Genomic DNA, 25,359 nt, shown 5'->3' on the forward strand with positions numbered 1-25,359 from the left:
TCTTTATCTGTATGAAAAAGAAGCTTTTACTACTCATGGTGGTACTTGGACTTATTGGCTGTAACTCTGACGATGAAACAACACCAAGAACACCACAAGTCTATAATTTGTTATCTCTTGGCGATAGTTATACAATTGGCCAAAGTGTTTGTGAGACTTGTCGTTTCCCTGAACAATTAAAAGATAGCTTAATTCAAACTTTTCCTGAAGAAGACAGTTTTAATCTTCAAGTTATTGCACAAACTGGTTGGAAAACCACTGATCTTATTAATGCTATTGCAAATGAAAATCCTCCAAATACTTTTAATTTAGTGACTTTACTTATCGGAGTCAATAATCAATATCAAAACAGACCCTTTTCCTTATATGAAGAAGAATTCCCGATACTTGCTAACAAAGCAATTGAGTTAGCCCAAGACAATGCCAATAATGTCATAGTGGTGTCTATACCAGACTATGCATTTACACCTTTTGGCCAAGGTTTTGGATTCTCACCCACAACATCTGAAGAGATTGATCAATACAATGTATTTGCAGAAACCTACTGCATTGCCAATGGTATTACTTATATAAACATCACAGACATCACACGTCAAGGTTTAGTTAATACAGATTTGGTTGCTGCTGATGGTTTGCATCCTTCTGAATTGGCTTATGCACTTTTCGTAGAACGTATACTGCCAGAAGCCATTAATAAATTACAATAATGTTTTACTATTTTAGTACAAACATTATTTATGTCTTCAAAACGTAGATTAGACCGCGCTTTTAAAAACGCAGAAGTTTTTCATTTTGATAACTCGAGTAAGTATATATTATTCAGCGATTGTCACCGTGGCGATAATAGCTTTGCTGATGACTTTGCGAATAACAGAAATATCTACTTTCACGCATTAAGTCATTATTTTAAAGAAGGCTTTAGCTACTGTGAACTCGGTGATGGTGATGAATTGTGGGAAAATCTCTCTTTTAATTCAATCTTAAATGCACATAAAAACGTGTATTTACTGATGAAACAATTTCATGATGAAGGCCGCTTACATCTCATTTGGGGAAATCATGATATGGTATACCGTAATCCAAAATATGTTGAAAAACACTTGTCTATGTATTTTGATCCCAAAGTCGGAGAAGATGTAGAACTTTTTTGCGGTTTAAAGTATCACGAAGGAATTGTTTTAAAGCATTCTGAAACTGGGCAAGAACTTTTTTTGCTTCATGGTCATCAAGCTGATTGGTGGAATTACATATTTTGGAAATGGAGTAGATTTCTTGTTCGTATCCTTTGGAAGCCATTGAATGTTATGGGAATTGCAGATCCAACCAGCCCGGCGAAAAACTACAAAGAACTAATAAAAGTTGAGCGTAGAACCAAAAAATGGATTACTGAAAATAAAAACCTCGTCACCATTTCTGGTCACACGCATAGACCACGTTTTCCTGAACCTGGCGACATAGCCTTTTTTAATGATGGTAGCTGCGTGCATCCAAGAAGTATTACTGGTCTAGAAATTGAAAACGGAAAAATATCATTAATAAAGTGGCAGATTAACACCACTAATGACGGTACTTTAAAAATTGAAAAAGTATTACTTGAAGGGCCAACTCCTTTATTAGATTACAAAACGGAATAAACAACAGCTGAGATTTTGAAAGTTTATGACTCTGGAGCCAACTCAACTTCCAAGCCTTCCATTTCTGGTGTCATTTGAATTTGACATCCTAAACGTGAGTTGTCTTTAACATAAAATGCCTCAGAAAGCATTGCCTCTTCATCATCTTGTATTTCTGGTAATTCAGTATCGCTAATTACATAACACTGGCAAGAAGCACACATCGCCATTCCACCACAAACACCAATTGTACCTTCTGGAGCCAATTCGTACGAACGTACTACCTCCATAAGATTCATTGCCATATCTGTTGGCGCTTGCACCTTATGTGTTACTCCATCTCGGTCTGTTATAGTTATGTTTATGTCTTGTTCCATATGTTTTAGTCGTTAGTAACAAGTTTAAAGTATTAAGTAGTATTCAATACATATATTATTCTTTCTAAATTAGAAATACTGTTTTAATGAGTAATTGTAACTCAAGACTAATTACTTTCTAATAAATACTTTTTACTAAGTTACTTTTTACCAAGTTACTCAATTGCTTTTACTACGGCTTTTGGTGCTTCCTTACGTGTGCCATCAAAACCATCTACTCCACTGACGGTTGTGTATTTAAGAACATAACGTTTTCCAGGATTTATAATTTGATATGCGGCTTGACACATTAATGTTGCCTCATGAAAACCACAAAGAATCAACTTTAATTTTCCGGGATAAATATTACCATCACCAATGGCAAAAATACCAGGAATATTAGTTTGATAATCTAAAGCATTATTCACCTTGATGGCATTTTTTTCTATTTCTAGCCCCCAATTAGCTATCGGCCCTAATTTAGGAGATAGTCCAAATAAAGGAATAAAATGATCTGTCTCTAGGTAAAATGGTTCTTCGTCTTTCTTAGTAACTTCTACCGCTTCAACCTTACCATTACCCTGAATTGCAGTAATTTCTGCTGGTGTGATTAAATTTATTTTACCTTCATTTTTAAGTGCCTGAACTTTTTCGACAGAATCTAAATGGCCTCTAAATTCGTTACGTCTATGCACCAATGTAACACTAGAAGCAACATCAGCCAAAAAGATACTCCAATCTAAGGCTGAATCTCCTCCACCTGCAATAACCACTTTTTTATTGCGATACATTTCAGGTTCCTTAATCATATATTCAACACCCTTGTCTTCAAAATCTGTAATGTTATGAATTAAAGGTTTTCTTGGCTCAAAACTACCCAAACCACTAGCAATAGCTACAACTGGAGCTTTGTGCTGTGTACCTTTATTGGTTGTAACAATAAACGAACCGTCTTCTTGCTTCTCTATGGTCTCTGCACGTTCACCAAGCGTAAAACCGGGCTCAAACTGTTTACCTTGTTCTAGTAACTTTTCCGTTAAATCTCCAGCAAGAATTTCTGGATAAGCTGGGATATCGTAAATCGGCTTTTTAGGGTACAATTCTGAACATTGACCACCAGGTTGAGGCAAAGCATCTATTAAATGACACTTTAGTTTTAGAAGTCCGGCTTCAAAAACCGTAAACAATCCTGTAGGTCCAGCACCTATTATAATAATATCTGTTGTAATCATGAAAAATGAATTGGAAACAAAACTACTAATGCATTTTTGAGTATAAGGTGACAAAAGTCACATAACTACTCTACATTTATAACACGCTCAATTTGCGGAGCATATTTTTTAATAGTCATTTCTACACCAGATTTTAAAGTCATCTGATTTACACTGCAAGATGTGCATGCGCCAACAAGCTGCACCTTTACTAACTTATCATCATCAATTGATAATAGGTTAATATCGCCACCATCACTTTGTAAAAAAGGACGGATTTCGTCTAATGCTTTTTGCACATTTAATTTTAGTTCTTCTGAGCTCATCTACTTTTTATTTACTGCAGAGCAACCTGCCATTGTTGTAATTTTTATTGCTTCGGTAGCTGGTAAAGCTTCATTTCTAAATACCACTTGTTGTACTACTTCTTTAGTTAATTCTTCAAATGCTGCTTCTATTGGTGTTGCCGTTTGCAAAGCAGCAGGTCTACCAACATCTCCTGCTTCTCTTATACTTTGTACAATTGGTACTTCACCCAAAAATGGCACATCTAAATCTTCAGCTAAGTTTTTAGCTCCCTCTTTCCCAAAAATATAATACTTATTATCAGGTAATTCTGCTGGTGTAAAGTACGCCATATTTTCTATTATGCCTAAAACAGGCACATTGATACTGTCTTGCTGAAACATTGCGACACCTTTTTTAGCATCTGCTAAAGCTACATTTTGTGGCGTACTTACCACAACAGCACCTGTAATTGGCATGGCTTGCATAATACTTAAATGAATATCACCAGTACCTGGAGGCAGGTCTAAAAGTAAAAAGTCTAATTCACCCCAAGCAGCATCAAAAATCATTTGATTTAATGCTTTAGAAGCCATTGGACCTCGCCAAATTACCGCTTGTTCTGGTTTTGTAAAAAATCCTATTGATAACACCTTGACACCATAATTCTCAATAGGTTTCATTTTAGATTTTCCATCAACATTTACAGATAATGGTCTTTCATTTGCCACATCAAACATAATCGGAATTGATGGCCCATAAATATCAGCGTCTAACACTCCAACCTTAAAGCCCATTTTAGCCAATGTTACAGCCAAGTTAGCTGTTACTGTAGATTTACCAACTCCACCTTTACCGGATGCTACTGCAACTATATTTTGAATACCAGGAATTGGCTTTCCTTTGATTTCATTCTTTGGTTTATTTACGGGTGCATCAACTTTGATATTTACTTTAATCTTAGCCTTTTCGTAAACTTCTCTATGTATCGTTTGTAAGATTTCAACTTCTGTTTTCTTCTTTGCTTGAAGACTTGGGTTTTTAATTGTGATGTCTACTATAACCTCATCTGCAAACGTTACCACATTTGTTACCGCGCCACTATCTACCATATTTTCACCTTCTCCCGGAACAGTAATGGTTTTAAGTGCATTTAATATATCTTGTTTATTAAGCTTCACGTCTTATTTTATCTAGTTTTGTTCTGACTGCAAAGATAACTAATAATCCAAGAAGACATCTTAGTTCATTTAGAAGTTTTATCAATCCTAATATTGGCTTAAATTATTCTATTTCAGTTCTAACAACGCTTTAACTGAATAAAACTTCATAATTATAAATCAAAAATCTTAAGCGGCATAATTTATGATGCATTTTCAGAAACCAATCATTCATGAATCTGCGTACCTTCTTCTTTATATTATCTTTCTTAACTATTTCAAACTTCTCTTTTGCACAAGGTAAAATTGGCAGAGCTGAAGATAGCCTTAAGGATGCTGACGAACAAAGTTCTAACTCTGAATCTAACAGCAACAGTTTTGACTTCAGCTCGTCTGATGACGCACTCTTCGGAAATATATTTGCCGAACTATTTGGTAGGTTCTTTTTTGAAGCTTTCAGAGGTGTTTTTATTGAACTTCCTGACGAAAAACAACCATTTTTAACGGCATATCCGTACGCTGAATTAGGGAATGGTAACTACTCGAATAACTGGAATGATACTTCAACTAACTGGCGTGGAGCAATAACCATTAAATATATTTCTGAAAGCTCAAGGATAAAAGGCGGTCATCTAAACTTTGATTTTAAGTTGAATGATAAACTGGCTATTGAATTGGATTACCTGCAACTGTGGGAACGAAGTTCTATTTATGAGAATGACCAGCTTGCTATTTACAATGCATTCTTTAAATATAACCGAATACGAACAAAACATTTTAACGCATTTTGGGGCATTGGCCCAACGTTTGTTGATGGAGCTGTAGATGAAATCGGCATTAGTTATGCTATTGGTGCAGAGGTTTTCCCGATTAAACCAATAAGTTTTGAAACGTCTTTTAATCAAACCTTTATTAACAGAAGTACACTAAATAGATTTCAAGGCTATATGAATTATCACTTAAAACAGTATCGATTCCAAGTCGGCTATGAATATCTCAAAATTGGCAGTCAGAAATTTTCAAATATTGGTTTAGGTGTTGGTTTGTATTTTAACTAATCATCAAACTTTAATTCTTGGTTAGGATCCCAATATACCTTTTGTAAATCCTGAATTTGACTATCAATCACAACAATACCTTCATTCTCTAAAAGTTGTTGCATCAAATTTGTACCATCGAAATGATGTTTCCCAGTTAGTAGTCCTTTTCTATTAACCACGCGATGCGCTGGCACATCCTTACCGTGAGAATTATTCATAGCATAACCCACAATTCTAGCGCTTCTGACAGCACCAAGATACTTAGCAATTGCACCGTAAGAGGTTACTCTTCCAAAGGGAATTAATCTAACAACCTCGTATACTTTTTCAAAAAATGGTTTTGGCTCGGCACGCATTACCACTCACTTAGTATATTAATAAAAGTCACTAAAGCAACAATCCCAGTGATAACACCTATACTATAATTCATGCTCTTTTGAGATGTAAATTTTGTATCCTTAATCTTTTCGAAAAAGAAGATATAAAAGTAGAGCATTACAAAAGTGCCCATTGCAGCACCGGTAACATAAGTAATAATCGTTGTTCGTTCAAAATTAAGCCAACCAAAAGAAGCCAAGGTAATAGTCATGTATGCTTGATACGGAATTGGAAAGACATTTAATGCCGACAAAAACATACCATGAAAAAAACGACTACGTTTGCTTTTATCCTCTGTTTCTACTGGTGTTTCATTTTGATTTCTAGCAATGACGAGAAAGTAAATTGTAATCAGTACAAATATTACGAAAGCAACACGTTGCAAAATTTCTACAACATCTGGTCTATTTGATAAATATCTTGAAAAAATAGAGGCTAAATATGTTTGAACAAAAACAATTGAACAAACTCCAGAGGAAAAGGTAATACCACTTCCTGGTCCTTCTTTAAGACTAATTTTAGCAGCAGTCATATTCAATAATCCTGGTGGTATTACACCTATAAGTGCGACGAAAAGTCCTAAGAAAAAAACGACAGTAATACTCAAATCTTAATTGATTTTGAATCTAATATACGTAATTGGTTTGTCTTTCTCTAAATATTGATTTTCGTAAAAGGTTTGTATTTGAGTTACTTCTTCTGGACTACCTTCTAATTTATAGACATGATGATTGGCATAAACCACCTGACAACCTAAACCATGAAGTAACCCAAGCGTATAACCGTGCATAAACTCACTGTCAGTTTTTAAATGCATAATACCATCTGGCTTCAACACTTTTTTATAACGCTCCAAAAATTGCATATTGGTTAATCTATGCTTGGTTCTTTTGTATTTAATTTGAGGATCTGGGAAAGTAATCCAAATCTCATCAACTTCGTTTTCGTCAAAAATATATTCAATAAGTTCTATTTGCGTTCTTATGAATTTTGCATTAGGAATAGCTTCTTCAACAGCTGTTTTTGCACCACGCCAAAATCTTGCTCCCTTAATATCTATACCTATAAAGTTTTTTTCTGGATAACGCTGAGCTAATTCTACAGTATATTCACCTTTACCACAGCCTAATTCTAAAACTATAGGATTTTGATTCTTAAAAACCTCCGTTCTCCATTTTCCTTTATATTTATATATCTGGTCAACTAGGTCTTCTCTAGTTGGTTGAAATACATTTTCAAAAGTTTCATTTTCTCTAAATCGCTTTAGCTTATTTTTACTTCCCACGTGGTTTACTGCTTAATAATAATTCGGTAAAATTAAGGAAACATTTTAGGTTTACCTTTGTTAAGATGTATCTAAAATTGAAAATTAGATAAGTGCAAAATAAAAAGAGAATATTAGTTGCTCCATTAAATTGGGGATTAGGCCATGCAACGCGTTGTATACCAATAATAAATGAGTTAAAATCTCATGATTTTGAACCTATCATTGCTAGTGATGGTTTCGCGTTATCGTTGTTACAGAAAGAATTCCCAGAATTACAATCCATTAAACTACCATCATACAATATTACCTATGCAAAGAAGGCCAATAGTTTCAAATTAAAATTAATAAAAGATTCCCCACATCTTTTAAAAACGATAAAAAGAGAACGTAATCTTATTAAACAACTAGTTGAAACCGAAAATCTGTCTGGCATCATCTCTGACAATCGTTTTGGCATTAGACACAAAAGCATTCCTTCTGTATTTATAACACATCAACTCAAAGTTTTAAGTGGTAATACGACTTGGTTGAGCAGCAAAATGCATCAAAAAATAATTACAAAGTTTGATGAATGTTGGGTGCCTGACTATAAAGGCAAGAACAATCTCAGTGGCGATTTAGGCCATGTTGACGATTTAAATATTTCATTGAAATATCTTGGACCTTTAAGCAGATTTCAAGGAAAAGACTTAACCACAAAGTATAAACTACTTGTAGTGTTATCTGGCCCAGAACCACAAAGAACGTATTTAGAGGAAAAAATTTTAAATGAACTTATCTCTTTTGAAGGTAATGTGTGCTTAGTTAAAGGCATATTAGAAGCCGAGCAAACTATTGAAGAACACCAAAATACTATTATTTACAACTATATGACTAGTAATCAGCTTGAAGAGGCATTAAATTCAAGTGAAATGGTACTAAGTAGATCTGGTTATACGTCTTTAATGGATTATGCAAAACTCGGAAAGAAAGCATTCTTAATACCAACACCTGGTCAGTTTGAACAAGAATATTTAGCAGAAAAATTACAAAAGGAAAACATCGCGCCATTTAGCACACAAAAAGATTTTAATATTGATATGCTTAATGAGATGAAAAATTATAAAGGTTTTGTGAGCGATGAGGCAGACTTAGACTTTAAATCACTTTTCAATCTTTTCTAAAGTAAAAGAGAATTCACTACCAACACCAAGCTCACTTTCTACATATAACTTTTCTTCATGAGCTTCTATTATATGTTTAACAATAGACAAACCTAAACCAGAGCCTCCTTCTTTTCGTGAACCACTTTTGTCTACTCTATAAAAACGTTCAAAAAGTCGTGGTAAATTTTCACTATCTATACCTTCGCCGTTATCTGTAACTCTTACTATTACTTTGTTTTTAATGAGGTTTTCTATACTCACTTCTGTTGTTCCCTTTTGTCTTCCGTACTTAATAGAATTTACAATGAGATTTGTTAGTACTTGCTGAATACGTTCTTGATCTGCATTAACCAATATAGGATTGGCATAGTCCATATCAAATGTTAGCGTGATACGTTTCTTAGCTGCCTTCATTTCAAATAAGTCAAACACGTTTTGTACCAACTTAACAATGTCAAAAGTTTCTTTATCCAAATTAAGATCACCAACTTCTAGTCTGGTAATCATATCTAAATCTTTAATGATGTAGGTTAAACGCTCAACACCTTTACTTGCTCTTTTGAGGTATTTTTCCCTAAGCTTTTGATCTTCTATTCCTCCATCTAAAAGTGTATCAATATATCCTTGAACGGTAAAAAGAGGTGTCTTTAGCTCATGAGAAACGTTACCTATAAATTCTTTTCTATATTCTTCTCTTACTTTTAAGGTTTCAATTTCAATCTTTTTGTCTCGAGCATACTTATCGATCTCTTTTCGGAGCGTTCCCATGTCTGTTGTAATAGGTTGCTGTCTTAAAGTGGTAGATTCTAAAAGTGTAAGATCATCATAGATCTTTTTTACACGCTTGTAAATAAATCGTTCAACCCTAAACTGAATAATAGAGAAACACAACGGAAAACAAACAAGTGGGAAGAAGATAACTTGCCAATTTATTACATGATAGTAATACAAAAAAACACTCACTAGGAGTGTTGAAAATATCGTTACATATAACGATGTTCTAATAGCGAACTTATAAGATTTTTTAAGGCCTTTCTTTTGCATTAATCTACAAACTTGTACCCAACGCCTTTTACTGTTTTAAATGATTTGTCACCAATTTTTTCACGAAGTTTTCTAATATGTACATCGATAGTTCTTCCGCCAACAACAACTTCATTACCCCAAACTTTATCTAAGATTTCTTCGCGTTTAAATACTTTACCAGGCTTAGATGCCAACAAAGATAGCAATTCAAACTCTTTTCTTGGTAAAATAATCTCTTCACCCTTTTTAGTAATCTTGTACTCTTCTCTATTAATAATAAGATCACCAATCTTCACAGAGTCTGAAGCACTCTCAGTTTCTTTGAGTCTTCTTAAAAGTGCCTTTACTTTACTGACTAATACTTTTGGTTTTATAGGTTTGGTGATATAATCGTCAGCACCAGCTTCAAAACCAGCGACCTGAGAATAATCCTCACCACGTGCCGTTAAAAATGTGATGATGGTATTATTCAATTTTGAATCTTGCCTAATTCGCTCACAAGCTTCAATACCATCCATTTCTGGCATCATCACATCGAGAATAATTAGATGTGGCTTATGTTTTTTGGCCTTTTCTATGGCTTCATTACCATTTTCACCAGTAATAACTTGATAACCTTCACTTGATAGGTTATAACCAACAATCTCTAAGATATCTGGTTCGTCATCAACAAGTAATATTTTAATGTCCTTCTTTTTCACCAATATGATTTTTTAAGGTTGGGTAAATATAAAGTATATCTGTTTACGTTATTAAAAATAGTAAATTGATAACAATTCGCTAACATTTGTAAATATCACGAAAGCAAACATAGAATGCACAACCATAATATGTTATCTTATTGTAAATTAAGACTCTTGTTGATAAAAACACCATTAACACTCGGTAAATGTTAGTATATTTGGAGCACTAATTAATTTACATTACAATATGAAAAAAATTTACTCTTTATTTTTAACATTAATCTTGGCATCTTTCTCGTACGGTCAAGTAATTAATGAAGTTGATCCAGACCAAAGTGGCTCTGACACTCAAGAGTTTGTGGAAATTTCCTGGACAGCTAACACTTCTTTAGACGGTTTAGTATTAGTGACATTTAATGGTAATGGCGATGCAAGCTATGGTGCTTTCGATTTAGATGGCTTTAGTACAGATGCCAATGGATTCTTTGTTGTGGGTAATACAGCTGTAAATGGGGTTGATTTAGTTCAACCTAGTAATTTTTTACAAAACGGTGCTGATGCTGTGGCTTTATATACAGGTAGTGACACAGATTTTCCTAATGGTACAGCGGCTACAACATCCAATTTATTATCTGCACTAGTTTATGGAACGAATGACTCGGATGACACAGATCTTTTGTCTGCCTTGGGGGAAACTACTCAATATAACGATACAGCTACTGAGTCTATGCAAAGACAAGGTGATGGATCTTATTTAGCTGCTGCTCCAACACCAGACGCAGCGAATTCAGCAGAAACTTGTGATTTAATTCTTAGCAATATTAATTCTACATGTGACGCAATAACAGCAGGTACAGACACTTATACAGCGACAGTAGATTTTACAGGCGGTGGAACAGGTACTTACACTGTAACTGCGACTTCAGGGACTGTAGACCTTACGCAAGGTGATCCTTCAGTTGATGCCACAGGTACAATTACAGTTACTGGAATCAATGAAGGAACGGATATTACAATTAATGCTGCAGACGGCGGTGCTTGTGATCTAGATGCTAATGTGTTTTCACCTTCTTGTGTTCCAAGTAATGATTTACCTATAACTGATGATTTTGATTATAGTGATGGAAGTCTAATTGGTAATGGGCTTTGGACTGCTCACAGTGGTACTCCAGGAGACTTTCAAGTTTTATCAGGTCAAGGTGTAGTGCAGCACGGCGCACCAAGTGAAGATATAAATATTGAGTTCACAGCTGTTACGGGTAGTGTTTATTATTCTTTCGATTTTAGTGTTGACAACCCTGGCAATGTAATAGGAACAAATGGTACAGATTTTGAATATTTTGCTCACCTGATGAATGATGGTGGAAGTTTCAGAGCTCGCTTAGATATAGTCGCTCCAAATACTACAGGTGATTACACATTAGGAATATCATCTGGTACATCTACGGCTGAAGCTACTTGGGCAACCGACTTAACTTTTGGTACTACATATAGAGTTACGGTGCGATTTGGTCAAGATAACTCTGAAGCACAGTTATGGATCGATGCAACTTCTGAAACTGACACTTCTATATCAGGATCTACTGGTGGTGCTCAAACTGTAAATCAATTTGCTTTTAGACAATCCGATTCAAGTGAAAATGAAACTATTAGAGTAGATAACCTTACTCTTTCTCAATCATTTAATGAGACCTTATCATTAAATCAATTTGACGCAACATCTTTCTCAATCTTCCCTAATCCAACTAATACTGGTATTGTAACAATAACATCTTCTGTTAACGAAGAAATAAATGTACAAGTATTTGACTTATTAGGTAAGCAAGTAAAGAACGAAACTCTAACAAACAATACGTTGAATGTTTCAAATCTTAAAACTGGAATCTATTTAGTTAAGATTACTCAAAATAATGCTTCTGTTACTAAGAAATTAGTGATTAACTAATCATTATTTGATACATATTTAAAGCGCAACTAGTTTTAGTTGCGCTTTTTTATTTTCCATATTTTTGTATCAGTTAGTTTAACTGATTTCATGATAGATACAAAAGCTGTTTTTAATATTAATTCTCAATCGAAATTTGAAACGATTGCACTTGAAGTATTTAAACATCAGTTTAATAATAACGCTATATATCGATCTTTTTGCGACTTGCTTTATATTCATCCTTCAGATGTAAAAAGCATTAAGGATATACCTTTTTTACCGATCCAGTTTTTTAAGAGTCATGAAATTTTAAGTTCTAGAGAAATAGTAGAAAAAACCTTCACTAGTTCAGGTACAACTGGAAGTATCACAAGTAAACATTATGTTACAGATTTAAGTGTTTATGAGCAAAGCTATATCAAGGCTTTTGAACACTTTTATGGCAATATTGAAGATTATGTGGTATTAGCACTATTACCTTCATACCTTGAACGTGACGGTTCTTCTCTAATATATATGGTTAACGATTTAATTACTAAATCTAATCGACTAGAAAGCGGCTTTTACCTTAATAATCTAGATGAATTAGCTGAAACTCTACATCAACTTGAAGCTAAAAAACAAAAAACATTACTCATTGGTGTTTCATTTGCATTACTTGACCTTATTGAACAGTATCAATTTAAATTGAACTACACCTTAGTCATGGAAACTGGTGGTATGAAAGGCAGACGTAAAGAAATTACACGAGAAGAACTTCATTCTATACTTAAAACTGGCTTTGGAGTTAATCAAATACATAGTGAATATGGTATGACTGAACTTTTGAGTCAGGCTTATTCTAAAGGTAATGGCATTTTTGAATGTCCACCTTGGATGAAAATACTTACTAGAGATACCGAAGACGCACTTTCACTTCAAAAACACAATAAAACTGGTGGCATTAATATTATTGACCTCGCTAATATTAATTCTTGTGCTTTTATCGCGACTCAAGATCTTGGCAAAGTCCATGAAAATGAACAGTTTGAAATCATTGGAAGATTCGACAACTCAGATATTAGAGGTTGTAATCTTATGGCTTTGTAAGGAATTAAAAATATTTACGACTAAATCAACGCTATAGAAAAAGAAAGATTTTCATATAGTTGATTGATTGGTTAGAGAAGCCCAAACGAGAGTTTGGGCTTTTCACTTTGCTTATACAATCTTTATGATATATGTGTTTCTCTTTCCCTTATTTAAAATGATATACTTATCATTGATTAAGTCTTCTGAAGACAAGTTATAATCTTCTTTAACTTTTACTTTATTTACAGATACCGAGTTTTCTTTTAGTGCACGTCTCGCTTCACCATTAGATTTTAAAAAGTTGGTTTTTGCAGCCAGTGCACCAATCATATCTAATCCTTCATCAAAATCAGCCTTAGATATTTCTGCTTGTGGTACACCTTCAAAAACATCTAAGAATAAGGTTTCATTTAAAGTCTTTATATCTTCTTTAAATGACTTACTAAATAAGATATTTGACGCTTTTTCCGCATTTTCAAAATCTTCATGAGAATGCACCATCGTTGTGATTTCTTGGGCTAATCTTTTTTGTAAAATTCTAAGATGTGGTGCTTCAGAATGCTCAGAAATTAAACTATTAATTTCATCTTCAGATAAAAATGTAAATATCTTAATATACTTCTGAGCGTCTTCATCACTAGAGTTTAACCAATATTGGTAAAACTTGTATGGAGATGTTCTTTTGGCATCTAACCAAACGTTTCCACCTTCAGATTTACCAAATTTTGAGCCATCACTTTTTGTAATTAATGGACAGGTGATTGCAAAACCTTTTCCACCACCAATTCTTCTAATTAATTCTGTACCTGTGGTTATATTTCCCCATTGGTCACTTCCACCCATTTGTATTGTACAGTCATTATCTCTGTATAAATGCAGGAAATCATAACCTTGCACTAACTGATAGGTGAATTCAGTAAAACTCATTCCGTCGTTAGAAGTTTCGCCAGAAATTCTATTTTTCACAGAATCTTTAGCCATCATATAATTAACAGTGATGTGCTTACCAACATCTCTAATAAATTCAAGGAATGAAAACTCTTTCATCCAATCGTAATTATTTACTAATACTGCAGCATTAGCATCATTACTATCAAAATCTAAGAAATGAGATAATTGTTTTTTTATGGCTTCTTGGTTGTGACGTAAAGTTTTCTCATCAAGTAAATTTCGCTCAGAAGATTTACCAGACGGATCACCAATCATACCTGTCGCACCACCAACTAAAGCCACAGGCTTATGACCACAACGTTGATAATGTGCTAACAACATAATAGGAACCAAATTACCTATATGAAGAGAATCTGCCGTAGGATCAAAACCAACATACGCACTGCGCATAGCTTCATCTAAATGCTCTTCAACTCCTGGCATACTATCGTGCAACATGCCTCTCCATTTTAGTTCTTCGACAAAATTCTTTCCCATTATTATGTTTGATTTTAAGATTACGCAAAGATATATTTCCACATCAAATCACAAAAGACAATTTTAATGTAATTTAGCTGTATGATACTAGTAACAGGCGGCACAGGAATTGTTGGTTCTCATTTACTTTATAAACTTACTTGCAATGGTGAAAAAGTAAGAGCAATATACAGACGAGAAAAGACCATAGCACGCACAAAACATGTGTTTTCTTATTTTTCTAATAATCCTGAAGACTTATTTAACTTAATAGAATGGGTAAAGGCTGATATTAATGATATTCCAAGACTTGAAGTTGCTTTTAAGGATGTAACTCACGTATATCATTGTGCTGCATTTGTGTCTTTTGAACCTGACAAATATCATCAGCTTAGGAAAATTAATATTGAAGGCACAGCGAATATTGTAAACCTTTGTATATCGTATAAAATTAAAAGACTGTGCTACGTAAGTTCTATTGCAGCTCTTGGTCATAATGAAAACCCAGAAATACGCATTCATGAAAATACACCTTGGAATCCTGAAGCAGATAATAGCGTCTATGCCATTACTAAATATGGCGCAGAAATGGAAGTTTGGCGTGGCTCACAAGAAGGTGTTGATGTCGTTGTAGTAAACCCTGGAATAATTCTTGGTGCCGGATTTTGGAATGGTGGCAGTAGCGGGAATTTGTTTAAAAAAGTGAATAAAGGCATGTCCTTTTATACCAATGGTATTACTGGTTATGTTGATGTATGGGATGTTGTTGACCCTATGATAGCTCTAATGAATAGCAATATTATTAACCAAGGATTTGTATTAGTATCTGAAAACCTCAGTTATAAGGATTTTTTAACTAAAACTGCTCGTTTTTTAAATGTAAAAGGACCTACTAAAGAAGCGAAATCTTGGCTTTTACAAATATTTTGGAGATTAGATTGGGTAAATCATAAGCTAACAGGTAAGCGAAGAATACTTTCTAAACAAGGCGCAAAATCGGTGGTTAACACATCAAAATATGATAACTCGAAAATAATCGAGACGTTAAATTACCAATTTAAGTCTATAGACAAGACCATTGCCTCTGTGAGTGAATTATACCTGAAAGACCTTAAATCTTAATTCTTTTTAGATGTAAAAGGATTTTTATTTTTCTTGATTAAGGTTGAATCAGGAAAGTTTTTATGTACCTTATGTATAGAATCATTCTTTCTTTTTCTAACCGCTTTTATTGAATCCTTTTTGCGTTGCTCTATCTTATCTAGTTCTTTTTCCTCGTCCTCTAATTTCTTCTTTTCCTTTTCAATTCTAGATTTGACATTTTCAATCATGGATTTGTAATTATCAGAATCGAAGGCATAATATGCATTACTTTCTGCAAACTGCAAACTATCAATATTATGTTTTGTAAGCACATAAGTTTCTGGCTCAAACCCTTTGGTTTCTAATAATTTCTTATTGACACCTTTTGCGCCACTTACAACATACAAATCGAATAAAACAGCTTCCATCTTATTTTTAGAAATAAGATTTTTAGGTTTTTCTGGCTTGCCACTGTTAGTACAAGCCAGAAAAAATAATGTCAATAATAAGCTATAAAATCGTTTCATTACCTATCAAAGGTTAGTCTTCTACCAGCTTTAACGTCTAAAACTTTAAAGTTTTTGTACGCAAGTTGTCCATTCACTAAAGTATGGGTAATTCTACTTTTAAAAGTACTTCCTTCAAAAGGAGACCAACCACATTTATATAAGATATTATCTCTATTTACGGTCCAAGGATGATTTAAATCTACAATAACTAAATCGGCATAATAGCCTTCTTTTATATAACCACGCTTTTCTACATCAAATAAAATAGCTGGGTTATGACAAGCCTTCTCAACAATTTTTTCAATAGAAATTTTGCCTTGATGATGTGCTTCTAATAAAGCAACAAGAGCATGTTGCACAAGTGGTCCACCAGATGGCGCACTAGTATATGGATTACTTTTTTCTTCTAGCGTATGAGGTGCATGGTCTGTTGCTATCACATCAATTCTATCATCTAAAAGTGCTTCCCACAATTGATCTCTATCAGTAGCGGTCTTCACTGCCGGATTCCATTTAATATGACTTCCTTTTTTAGCATAATCTTCATCTGAAAACCACAAGTGATGGATACAAACCTCTGAGGTGATTTTTTTATCCTTTAGAGAGATGTCATTTGTGAATAGGTGGGTTTCTTTGCCAGTAGACAAGTGAAATACATGTAATCTGGCACCTGTCTTTTTTGCCAATTCTATAGCTTTTGAAGACGATAAATAACATGCTTCTTCACTTCTAATAATCGGATGTAATTCCATAGGAATATCATCACCATATAGCGCTTTATATTTTGCTAAATTCTCTCTAATTGTACCTTCATCTTCACAATGTACGGAAATGACCATATTGGTGCTAGAAAAAATCTTCTCTAAAACTTCAGGGTCATCAACCAACATATTACCTGTAGAAGAACCTAAGAAAAGTTTTAATCCTGCTACCCCATTCGGATCTACCTTTAAAATCTCATCTAAATTATCATTTGTACCGCCAAACATAAACGAATAGTTGGCATGAGAAGACTCTGCTGCAATAGCAAATTTTTCTTCAAGCTTTTCAACAGTAGTTGTTTGAGGGTTGGTGTTTGGCATCTCAACAAAAGAAGTTATTCCACCTGCTAAAGCCGCTTTTGATTCTGTTTCAATATTCGCTTTGTGCGTTAATCCTGGTTCTCTAAAATGTACCTGATCGTCAATCATTCCAGGTAACACATAATTTCCTTCAGCATCTATTACAATTGTATCTGGTGATTTAACGCTGATAGATTCACCTATTTCAACAATGATATCATTCTCAATTAAAATATCACCTTCAGTTATTTTTCCCTCGTTTACAATCTTTGCATTTTTAATAATAGTATTTCTCTTTACCATAGTTTTAAAAAAATAAACTTTTCAACTTTAGACTAATTACTCCAAAAACAGCTTCATATATAATACTACCGCTCATTTTTGATTTTCCCTTAATTCTATCCTTAAATATAACTGGAATTTCAACAATTTTAAAGCCTTTTTTCATGGCCTTAAATTTCATTTCAATCTGAAAAGCATAACCTACAAACTTGATTTTATTTAAGTTAATAGTCTCTAACACTTCACGTTTATAGCACACAAAACCAGCTGTAGAATCTTTTACTTTCATCCCTGTTATTATTCGCACATAACGTGATGCGCCATAGGACAACAAAATTCTAGACAAAGGCCAGTTTACCACTGTAATGCCCTTTACATACCTAGATCCTACTGCAACATCTGCATTATTTTCATTACAGGCATTATATAGGTGTATTAGGTCTTTTGGGTTATGCGAAAAATCAGCATCCATTTCAAAAATATACTGATAGTTTTTTTTCAACGCCCATTTAAACCCATCTATATAAGCAGACCCCAAACCACTTTTATTCTTTCTTTCAATTAAAAATAGCTTTTGATTAAATACAACTTGTAGCTTTTTTACCGCCTTCGAGGTATAATCAGGTGAGTTGTCATCTACGACTAACACATGGAAGTCCTTTTTTTGTTGAAAAACAGCTCGGACAATTGCTTCTATGTTTTCAACTTCATTGTAAGTTGGTATGATTACAATAGCATCAGACATTTGATCCATATGATTTAGTTAGCCTTAATTTTTAAGGATTGGACAAATGTAACGGTTTTGAAGTATTTTTTAATGTTATAAAATTCATAAGATTCTAAAAAAATATAAATTATGCTGAACTTGATTTTCTTTATATTTTAGCATCATGCGCGACTTTATAACTCACGATTGGCTAACAGCTTTCACAGTTTTTGGTTTACTTGGAATTGTTATATCAAAAATCTTAAACACATTACGGTTTAATGATTTTTTATATGTTGTTGGTAATTCGAAATATTTGAATATTTACAATCGAGACCAGAAGTTTATTGACCCTTTTGAAGGTTTCTTATTTGTAAACTTAGTTGTATCTGTTAGCATCTTTATATTTTTCTTTTATGATACTTATGTTGAGACAGTTAATTTTGAACTCATTAGTTTTTTAAAACTGCTTTTCACGGTAGCAACTATTATCATTATTAAAATACTTTTAGAACGTTTATTAGGTAGTCTTTTTGAAATAGACAGTCTTATTGACAACTACCTTTTTCAGAAAATCACCTTTTTCAATTACTCTGGCCTCATTTTTATGCTGTCTAATCTGTTTATTTTATATACTACTTTTGATCTAAATATTGTCATAATAACAACATTAATACTCATTTTTTTACTTAATCTTATTGGCTTCATTACTTCATTCAAATATTATCAAAAGTTTATAATCTCCAATTTTTTCTATTTTTTGTTGTATCTTTGCGCTCTCGAAATTGCGCCATATATCATTTTATATAAGGTAATTAGAGAATATAACATCTAAAAAAACGATACAGCATGAAAGTGAAAACGATCTTAGTATCACAACCTGAGCCCAAAATTGAAAACTCTCCATACTTTGACCTACAAGAAAAGCAAAAAGTAAAAGTAGATTTTAGACCTTTCATTCACGTTGAAGGAGTATCTGCTAAAGAGATAAGACAACAAAAAATAGACTTAAGCAAGTTTACTGCAATAATCCTTACAAGTAGAAATTCCGTAGATCACTTCTTTAGAGTGGCTGAAGAAATGCGTTTTAAAGTGCCAGATACTATGAAGTATTTCTGTCAATCTGAAGCAGTTGCTTATTATTTACAAAAATATGTCGTTTATAGAAAGCGTAAAATATACGTTGGTAAACGAACATTTGCAGATTTAATGCCGTTAATCAAAAAATATAAAGACGAGACATTCTTATTACCAACTACAGACAAGGTTAAGCCAATTATTCCTGAAAACTTAGATAAGTTAGGTGTTAATTGGACCCAAGCAACCTTCTATAAAACTGTAATTAGTGATTTGTCAGATTTAGCTAATGTATACTATGATATTTTAGTATTCTTTAGTCCTTCTGGAATTGAGTCATTATTTTATAATTTCCCTGATTTTAAGCAAAACGATACGCGAATTGCAGTATTTGGAAATACGACAGTAAAGGCTGTTAAAGAAAAAGGGTTGCGCGTAGATATTGCTGCACCGACACCAGAAACGCCTTCTATGACAATGGCATTGAAAAAGTATATTGATTCTGTTAATAAAGGAAAGTAATTTACTTTAATTGATATAAATAAAAAAACCCAACTCATTAAGTTGGGTTTTTTTAGTATATGTTGCGTTAGTGCGCATATCGCTGTGGGCCACCACGTCTTATTTCTTCTGACGCATAAGACTCAAACTTCTTAAAGTTTTCTCTAAAGGCATTAGATAATTTAAATGCCATTTTATAATATGCCTCGTCATCATTCCATGTGGATCTTGGACTTAACACTTCTGATGGAACACCAGGACATGACCTTGGTTGTGCCACACCAAATACAGAATGAATATGGTAATCATCATAATTGTATAATCCTAAGTCACCATTTAAAGCTGCAGTAATCATCGCTCTGGTATACTTTAATTTCATACGTGTTCCTACACCATAAGGACCACCTGTCCAACCTGTATTTATTAACCAAACATTTACACCAGCCTCTTTCATTTTCTTGCTTAGCATATCAGCATACTCAGCAGGGTGTAAAGGCATAAACGGTGCACCAAAACATGCTGAGAATGATGGTACTGGCTCTACAACACCTGCTTCAGTTCCTGCAACTTTAGCTGTATAACCAGATATAAAATGATAAGCTGCTTGCGCTGGAGTCAACTTAGATATTGGAGGTAATACACCAAATGCATCTGCCGTTAAAAAGAATATATTCTTTGGATTAGAAGCATATGATGGTTGTTTAATATTATCTATGTGATAAATAGGATAACTTACTCTTGTATTTTGTGTAATAGAACTATCAAAATAGTCGACATCGCCATTATCCTTAAAAATGACATTTTCTAATATTGCACCTGGCTTAATTGCTCGGTAAATATCTGGTTCTTTTTCTTCAGAGAGATCAATTACCTTAGCATAGCAACCACCCTCAAAGTTAAAGATAGAATTTTCAGCTGTCCAACCATGTTCATCGTCACCAATCAGTTTTCTATCTGGATCTGTTGAAAGGGTTGTTTTACCAGTACCAGATAAGCCAAAGAAAATTGCCGTTTCACCATTGTCACCAACATTGGCAGAACAGTGCATTGGCAATACATTCTTTTCAACTGGAAGAATAAAGTTCAATGCAGTAAAAATTCCCTTCTTCATTTCACCTGTATAGGCTGAACCAGCAACTAGAGCAATCTTCTTAGTAAAATTTAAAATTGAAAAATTACCTTGTCTTAAACCATGTGCCTCAGGATTAGAACATTCATAACCTGGTGCACAAAGTACCAACCATTCTTCATTAAAATCTTTTAACTCTTCTTCATCTGGTCTTAAAAACATATTATAAATAAACATATTAGACCAAGGATATTCAGTTACTGTTCTCACATTCATTTTGTAACTCGGATCAGCACACACATATCCATCTCTGACATACAACTCCTTTCCACTTAAATAGGCTTCTATTTCATTTTGTAGGAAATCAAAATTTTCTGATGAAATTGGTTTATTTGAAGGTCCCCACCAAATGCGATCTTTAGTGTAATCGTCTTGAACCAAAAAACGGTCTTCTGGAGATCTACCTGTAAATTTACCTGTATTAATAGCCAAAGTGCCATTTAAGGTTTCTTTACCCATTCCTTTTTCTATGGTAGCAGCTTGTAATTCTTTAGGCGATAATTGATAATTAATTTTAGCATCTTTGATGCCATACTTTTCTAACGAAATCGTTTTCGTAATTGAAGCGTGGTTAGCCATAATTATGTGTTGTTTTTAGGCTTTCAAAATTAAGACATTATTTTAAAATAGATATGGGTTTAAAGTATTAATTAACTTTTGATTTTAAGATGTCTATTAACATTACTAGCCATGCACTAATGAGAAGCACACCACCTAATGGAGTGATTAAAGCAATTGATTTAAAATTAAAACTAGAAAGTGCATCTGTTGCTAAGCCATAAATAGACCCAGAAAAACACAAAACACCAACAATTATGAGATAAAAAACCCATTTTTTTGCTTTGATATTCAGAAAAGAAGATGAACCAATTATTAAAAGCAGAAAAGCATGATACAGTTGGTAACGCACACCGGTTTCAAATGATTGAATAGCGTCTGCGTCGACTAATTTTTTTAATCCATGAGCTGCAAAAGCACCTAATACAATTGCAATAACCCCAAAAAAAACACCTGTAGCTAATATTTTTTTGTTCATAATTAAAGTAAAAACTGATAATAAAATCCCTTTTCTATTTCTTACATTCGTGTTACACAAAATTAGTCATATTTATATCATTATGCGAAAGATATTAATCATTGGGGCCGGAAAATCCTCCTCTTACCTTATCAAATATTTGGTTGATAAATCTAAAACTGAAAACCTCAAGATTACTATTGGTGATATAAATGTGGATGCCGCCAAAAAGCTTACCAACGACGATGCTGTAGATGTTGTTAAACTTGATGTTTTTGATGCTGAATCAAGAACCGAAGCTGTTAAAAATGCAGATATAGTAGTCTCGATGTTGCCTGCTAGATTTCATATTGAAGTAGCAAAAGATTGTATAACCTATAAAAAACACATGGTGACGGCTTCTTATGTCAGTAAGGAGATGGAAGTGTTAGATGAAGAAGCAAAAGCTAATGGTCTTATTTTTATGAACGAAATAGGTGTAGATCCTGGTATCGACCATATGAGTGCCATGCAAGTTATAGATCGAATCAGAGACAACGGTGGAAAAATGATTTTGTTTGAATCATTTACTGGAGGTTTAGTTGCACCAGAATCTGACAATAATCTTTGGAACTATAAATTTACTTGGAACCCAAGAAATGTTGTTGTTGCCGGGCAAGGTGGAGCTGCAAAATTCTTGCAAGAAAACCAGTATAAATATATTGCTTACCATCGTTTGTTTAGGCGAACAGAATTTTTGGATGTTGATGGTTATGGAAGATTTGAAGCCTATGCGAACAGAGATTCATTAAAGTACCAACATGCTTATGGACTCGATCATGCACAAACCTTATATCGTGGTACGATGAGACGTGTCGGTTATAGTAGAGCATGGAATGTATTTGTGCAATTAGGTATGACAGATGACAGCTATACTATAGATGACAGTATAAATATGAGCTATCGCGACTTTGTCAATGCCTTTTTACCTTACAGCCCAACAGATTCTGTTGAATTAAAATTTAGACATGCTCTTAAAATAGATCAAGATGATGTTATTTGGGATAAGTTCTTAGAATTAGATCTTTTTAACCCAGATAAAATGGTTGGTTTAGATAAAGCCACTCCAGCACAAATTCTTCAAAAAATCTTAATGGATAGTTGGACGTTAGATGCTGATGACAAAGATATGATTGTGATGTACCATAAATTTGGTTACGAGATTAATGGTGAAAAACGTCAGATAGATGCCACTATGGTAGTTACTGGCGAAGACCAAACGTATACCGCAATGGCTAAAACCGTTGGTTTACCTGTTGCTATGGCAACTATGGATATACTTAACGGTAAAATAAAAACACCTGGAGTTCAAATACCAATAACTAAAGAAATTTACGAACCCATTCTTGAAGAACTTAAAACTTACGGAGTAGAATTTAATGAAAAGAAAGTACCTTATTTAGGCTACAACCCTTTAAACCTTTAAGTAGAAATACTATGAAAAAGGCGGAGTTATTCCTAGGCATTGGTTTATTATTACTAATGATTTTAAGGCTGTTTGTGAGTTATCCGTATTCTGCTATTCTAATAACTTTGACTTCAATTCTTTTAGGATTAATCTACTTCTTTTTAAGTTTTCTTTTATTAAACGGAATTAAGCTTAGACATCTTACCAAGACAGGTGCGTTTGCTGGCATAAGTTCTTTAAGAATAATAGGAACCATATGCACAGGTATAATTTTATCATTCATAATCATTTATTCCCTTTTTAAATTTCAAGAATGGCCATATGGAAGTATTGGACTTGGTTTATCTCTTCAACTTATGGCTGTTATTGTCGTTATAACAATTATTAAGCTTATTAGGACTAAAAAACAATTCTACTCAACATTACTTATGCGATTAGGAATTATTTCTTTTTTATCATTAACATTTTACTTTGTTCCAGATGCAAAACTTTTAGAAATAAAGTATAGAGATTATCCTGAATATATTGAAGCAGAAAAAAACTTAAGAAAAGATCCTAGCAATAAAGTTTTACAGCAAAAAGCCCGAGAAGAACGAATTAAAATGGACAAGTCTTAATACTTTTTTTATTTCAATTTGAAATCTATTCACTAATTTTATATTTCAATTTAGAACACTAAAACTAGATTTCAATGAAAATAAATGACAAAGGCATCTATATTGATGGTATAGATAAAAAAATACTTCGTGCACTGATGGAAGATGCCAGAACTCCTATATTAGAAATTGCACGTTTAGTAGGGATTTCTGGGGCTGCAATTCATCAACGTCTTAAAAAGTTAGAGAAATCCGGTTTATTAGCAGGATCAAAATTTATCATTAATCCTAAGATTTTAGGTTATACAACCATGGCATTTGTTGGGGTATACCTAGATAAAGCAGTTAGTAATCCTGAAGCCGTAAAGCAATTACAAAAAGTACCAGAAGTTATTGAATGTCATTATACCACTGGCGAATGGAGCATCTTTATTAAAATCTTATCTAAAGATAATGAGCACCTCATGCATTTACTAAATACTCAAATACAAGGTATTAAAGGTGTTTCTAGAACCGAAACATTTATTTCACTTCAACAGCAGATTAATAGACAGATAAAAATATAAGACAATAAAAATGCTCTGAGTACTCAGAGCATTTTTATTATATATGTTTTGATAATTAATCTCTTCCACCAAACACTTGTAATGCCCAATAAAGTAATGAGGCTAATGCACCAATTGCTGCAACCAAGTATGTTCTAGCGGCCCATCTTAAGGCATCCTCAGATCCTTTATACTCTTCAGGTGTCACCATATTCTTAGCTTTCAACCAAGCTAAAGCTCTATTGCTAGCGTCGTATTCTACTGGTAAAGTGATGAAACTAAACAAGGTTGCGAATCCCATCATTGCTAAACCAGCTAAGGCTACCCAATAACCTATACCAACCCCAGCAGCAGCACCAAGTACAAGTCCACCAATAACTACCCATTGGGACATTCCGGAAGTAACGCTCACAATTGGCACCAATTGAGATCTCATTTCAAGGTAACTATACGCTTGAGCGTGCTGTACTGCATGACCAACTTCATGCGCAGCAACGGCAGCGGCAGCGGCATTTCTCTGGTTATAAACGGCTTCGCTTAAGTTAACCGTCTTATTTTTTGGATTATAATGGTCGGTTAATTGACCTGGTGTTGAAATGACCTCAACATCGTAAATCCCATTATCTGCTAACATTTTTTCGGCAATTTCTCTACCACTCATTCCGTTTCTTAAATGGATTTTGGAGTACTTTGCAAACTTTCTTTTAAGCGTGCTACTTACCATCCAACTCACAAGTGCAATTGCCCCTATTAAAACATAATATCCTAACATAGTTTTATTTTTTAGTAATGTAAATGTACTAAATGAACAGCAAAAAATAAGCCAAAATAATATTAAG

The 25,359-nt window shown here is 33.6% G+C and carries 28 protein-coding genes; 12 read left to right on the plus strand and 16 right to left on the minus strand.

The genetic code is table 11. The features are described from left to right. The first annotated feature begins 11 nt into the window (after positions 1–11). Both HRU50_RS11610 and HRU50_RS11615 read left to right on the plus strand, forming a co-directional pair. A complete protein-coding gene (locus tag HRU50_RS11610; protein ID WP_296351256.1) occupies positions 12–707 on the plus strand; it encodes an SGNH/GDSL hydrolase family protein in 696 nt (231 codons plus the stop codon). Positions 708–737: 30 nt separating this feature from the next. Beyond that, entirely contained in the window at positions 738–1,634 is an 897-nt protein-coding gene (locus HRU50_RS11615) for a metallophosphoesterase family protein (RefSeq protein ID WP_296351257.1), read from the plus strand. Positions 1,635–1,657: 23 nt separating this feature from the next. On the opposite strand, the gene HRU50_RS11620 is transcribed toward HRU50_RS11615, so the two are convergent. The 4 genes from HRU50_RS11620 to HRU50_RS11635 form a co-directional block, all read right to left on the minus strand. Beyond that, complete coding sequence (locus HRU50_RS11620) at positions 1,658–1,990, minus strand: 2Fe-2S iron-sulfur cluster-binding protein (protein WP_296351258.1); 333 nt, start codon at positions 1,988–1,990, stop codon at positions 1,658–1,660. Positions 1,991–2,145: 155 nt separating this feature from the next. Then, on the minus strand, positions 2,146–3,201 hold the full coding sequence (locus HRU50_RS11625; RefSeq protein ID WP_296351259.1) for an NAD(P)/FAD-dependent oxidoreductase: 1,056 nt from the start codon (positions 3,199–3,201) through the stop codon (positions 2,146–2,148). A gap of 65 nt (positions 3,202–3,266) precedes the next feature. After that, positions 3,267–3,506 carry a NifU family protein gene (locus HRU50_RS11630; protein WP_296351260.1) on the minus strand — a complete coding sequence of 80 codons (240 nt, stop codon included), beginning with the start codon at positions 3,504–3,506 and terminating at the stop codon, positions 3,267–3,269. Next, positions 3,507–4,646, minus strand: coding sequence for an Mrp/NBP35 family ATP-binding protein (locus HRU50_RS11635; RefSeq protein WP_296351261.1), 1,140 nt, complete (start codon positions 4,644–4,646; stop codon positions 3,507–3,509). A gap of 212 nt (positions 4,647–4,858) precedes the next feature. Between HRU50_RS11635 and HRU50_RS11640 the strand changes: the two genes are divergently transcribed. Continuing rightward, the gene (locus tag HRU50_RS11640; protein ID WP_296351262.1) at positions 4,859–5,683 is read left to right on the plus strand and encodes a hypothetical protein; all 825 of its coding nucleotides are present in this window, start codon (positions 4,859–4,861) and stop codon (positions 5,681–5,683) included. On the opposite strand, the gene HRU50_RS11645 is transcribed toward HRU50_RS11640, so the two are convergent. The 3 genes from HRU50_RS11645 to trmB are packed head-to-tail and all read right to left on the minus strand — an operon-like array spanning position 5,680 to position 7,328. Next, positions 5,680–6,021 (minus strand): MGMT family protein, encoded by a 342-nt coding sequence (locus HRU50_RS11645; RefSeq protein WP_296351263.1) that lies wholly within the window; start codon positions 6,019–6,021, stop codon positions 5,680–5,682. The two genes, HRU50_RS11640 and HRU50_RS11645, sit on opposite strands and share 4 nt — an antisense overlap. Next, positions 6,021–6,650: a lysine transporter LysE gene (locus tag HRU50_RS11650; RefSeq protein WP_296351264.1), complete on the minus strand. Its 630-nt coding sequence runs from the start codon at positions 6,648–6,650 to the stop codon at positions 6,021–6,023. Before HRU50_RS11650 ends, HRU50_RS11645 begins: the two co-directional genes overlap by 1 nt. A gap of 3 nt (positions 6,651–6,653) precedes the next feature. After that, positions 6,654–7,328 carry a tRNA (guanosine(46)-N7)-methyltransferase TrmB gene (gene trmB / locus HRU50_RS11655; RefSeq protein ID WP_296351265.1) on the minus strand — a complete coding sequence of 225 codons (675 nt, stop codon included), beginning with the start codon at positions 7,326–7,328 and terminating at the stop codon, positions 6,654–6,656. Positions 7,329–7,420: 92 nt separating this feature from the next. On the opposite strand from trmB, the gene HRU50_RS11660 reads away from it, so the two are divergent. Beyond that, the gene (locus HRU50_RS11660) at positions 7,421–8,473 is read left to right on the plus strand and encodes a glycosyltransferase (RefSeq protein ID WP_296351266.1); all 1,053 of its coding nucleotides are present in this window, start codon (positions 7,421–7,423) and stop codon (positions 8,471–8,473) included. Here HRU50_RS11660 and HRU50_RS11665 read toward each other — a convergent pair. Both HRU50_RS11665 and HRU50_RS11670 read right to left on the minus strand, forming a co-directional pair. Beyond that, a complete protein-coding gene (locus HRU50_RS11665; RefSeq protein ID WP_296351267.1) occupies positions 8,453–9,499 on the minus strand; it encodes an ATP-binding protein in 1,047 nt (348 codons plus the stop codon). The two genes, HRU50_RS11660 and HRU50_RS11665, sit on opposite strands and share 21 nt — an antisense overlap. Next, on the minus strand, positions 9,499–10,182 hold the full coding sequence (locus tag HRU50_RS11670) for a response regulator transcription factor (protein ID WP_296351268.1): 684 nt from the start codon (positions 10,180–10,182) through the stop codon (positions 9,499–9,501). Before HRU50_RS11670 ends, HRU50_RS11665 begins: the two co-directional genes overlap by 1 nt. A 229-nt stretch (positions 10,183–10,411) precedes the next feature. On the opposite strand from HRU50_RS11670, the gene HRU50_RS11675 reads away from it, so the two are divergent. Further along, positions 10,412–12,109 (plus strand): T9SS type A sorting domain-containing protein, encoded by a 1,698-nt coding sequence (locus HRU50_RS11675; protein WP_296351269.1) that lies wholly within the window; start codon positions 10,412–10,414, stop codon positions 12,107–12,109. 90 nt (positions 12,110–12,199) lie between these two features. Continuing rightward, complete coding sequence (locus HRU50_RS11680) at positions 12,200–13,180, plus strand: acyl transferase (protein WP_296351270.1); 981 nt, start codon at positions 12,200–12,202, stop codon at positions 13,178–13,180. Between the two features lie 111 nt (positions 13,181–13,291). Here HRU50_RS11680 and tyrS read toward each other — a convergent pair whose 3' ends face one another. After that, positions 13,292–14,590, minus strand: a complete 1,299-nt coding sequence (gene tyrS, locus HRU50_RS11685; protein WP_296351271.1) for a tyrosine--tRNA ligase — start codon at positions 14,588–14,590, stop codon at positions 13,292–13,294. 81 nt (positions 14,591–14,671) lie between these two features. Between tyrS and HRU50_RS11690 the strand changes: the two genes are divergently transcribed. After that, complete coding sequence (locus HRU50_RS11690; protein WP_296351272.1) at positions 14,672–15,691, plus strand: NAD-dependent epimerase/dehydratase family protein; 1,020 nt, start codon at positions 14,672–14,674, stop codon at positions 15,689–15,691. Here HRU50_RS11690 and HRU50_RS11695 read toward each other — a convergent pair. From HRU50_RS11695 to HRU50_RS11705, 3 genes are read right to left on the minus strand one after another with little or no spacing between them, the layout of a single operon-like run. Further along, on the minus strand, positions 15,688–16,179 hold the full coding sequence (locus HRU50_RS11695; protein WP_296351273.1) for a DUF4296 domain-containing protein: 492 nt from the start codon (positions 16,177–16,179) through the stop codon (positions 15,688–15,690). The genes HRU50_RS11690 and HRU50_RS11695 overlap by 4 nt on opposite strands. Continuing rightward, positions 16,179–17,525 (minus strand): dihydroorotase, encoded by a 1,347-nt coding sequence (locus HRU50_RS11700; protein ID WP_296351274.1) that lies wholly within the window; start codon positions 17,523–17,525, stop codon positions 16,179–16,181. The genes HRU50_RS11695 and HRU50_RS11700 overlap by 1 nt, the downstream gene beginning before the upstream one ends. Before the next feature lie 4 nt (positions 17,526–17,529). Further along, on the minus strand, positions 17,530–18,249 hold the full coding sequence (locus HRU50_RS11705; protein ID WP_296351435.1) for a polyprenol monophosphomannose synthase: 720 nt from the start codon (positions 18,247–18,249) through the stop codon (positions 17,530–17,532). A gap of 145 nt (positions 18,250–18,394) precedes the next feature. On the opposite strand from HRU50_RS11705, the gene HRU50_RS11710 reads away from it, so the two are divergent. Continuing rightward, complete coding sequence (locus HRU50_RS11710; RefSeq protein ID WP_296351275.1) at positions 18,395–19,045, plus strand: DUF4271 domain-containing protein; 651 nt, start codon at positions 18,395–18,397, stop codon at positions 19,043–19,045. Between the two features lie 14 nt (positions 19,046–19,059). Further along, complete coding sequence (locus HRU50_RS11715) at positions 19,060–19,809, plus strand: uroporphyrinogen-III synthase (RefSeq protein WP_296351276.1); 750 nt, start codon at positions 19,060–19,062, stop codon at positions 19,807–19,809. Between the two features lie 67 nt (positions 19,810–19,876). On the opposite strand, the gene pckA is transcribed toward HRU50_RS11715, so the two are convergent. After that, a complete protein-coding gene (gene pckA, locus HRU50_RS11720) occupies positions 19,877–21,496 on the minus strand; it encodes a phosphoenolpyruvate carboxykinase (ATP) (protein ID WP_296351277.1) in 1,620 nt (539 codons plus the stop codon). 67 nt (positions 21,497–21,563) lie between these two features. Further along, positions 21,564–21,953: a DUF423 domain-containing protein gene (locus tag HRU50_RS11725; protein ID WP_296351278.1), complete on the minus strand. Its 390-nt coding sequence runs from the start codon at positions 21,951–21,953 to the stop codon at positions 21,564–21,566. A gap of 82 nt (positions 21,954–22,035) precedes the next feature. On the opposite strand from HRU50_RS11725, the gene HRU50_RS11730 reads away from it, so the two are divergent. The 3 genes from HRU50_RS11730 (at position 22,036) to HRU50_RS11740 (ending at position 24,541) form a co-directional block, all read left to right on the plus strand. Beyond that, a complete protein-coding gene (locus tag HRU50_RS11730; protein WP_296351279.1) occupies positions 22,036–23,397 on the plus strand; it encodes a saccharopine dehydrogenase C-terminal domain-containing protein in 1,362 nt (453 codons plus the stop codon). An 11-nt stretch (positions 23,398–23,408) separates the two neighbouring features. After that, on the plus strand, positions 23,409–23,996 hold the full coding sequence (locus HRU50_RS11735; protein WP_296351280.1) for a hypothetical protein: 588 nt from the start codon (positions 23,409–23,411) through the stop codon (positions 23,994–23,996). A 74-nt stretch (positions 23,997–24,070) separates the two neighbouring features. After that, the gene (locus HRU50_RS11740) at positions 24,071–24,541 is read left to right on the plus strand and encodes an Lrp/AsnC ligand binding domain-containing protein (protein WP_296351281.1); all 471 of its coding nucleotides are present in this window, start codon (positions 24,071–24,073) and stop codon (positions 24,539–24,541) included. 55 nt (positions 24,542–24,596) lie between these two features. Here HRU50_RS11740 and HRU50_RS11745 read toward each other — a convergent pair whose 3' ends face one another. Then, positions 24,597–25,292 (minus strand): zinc metallopeptidase, encoded by a 696-nt coding sequence (locus tag HRU50_RS11745; protein WP_296351282.1) that lies wholly within the window; start codon positions 25,290–25,292, stop codon positions 24,597–24,599. Positions 25,293–25,359: the final 67 nt, after the last annotated feature.

Origin of the sequence: Winogradskyella sp. (assembly GCF_013213835.1) — a bacterium.
Classification (GTDB): Bacteria; Bacteroidota; Bacteroidia; order Flavobacteriales; family Flavobacteriaceae; genus Winogradskyella.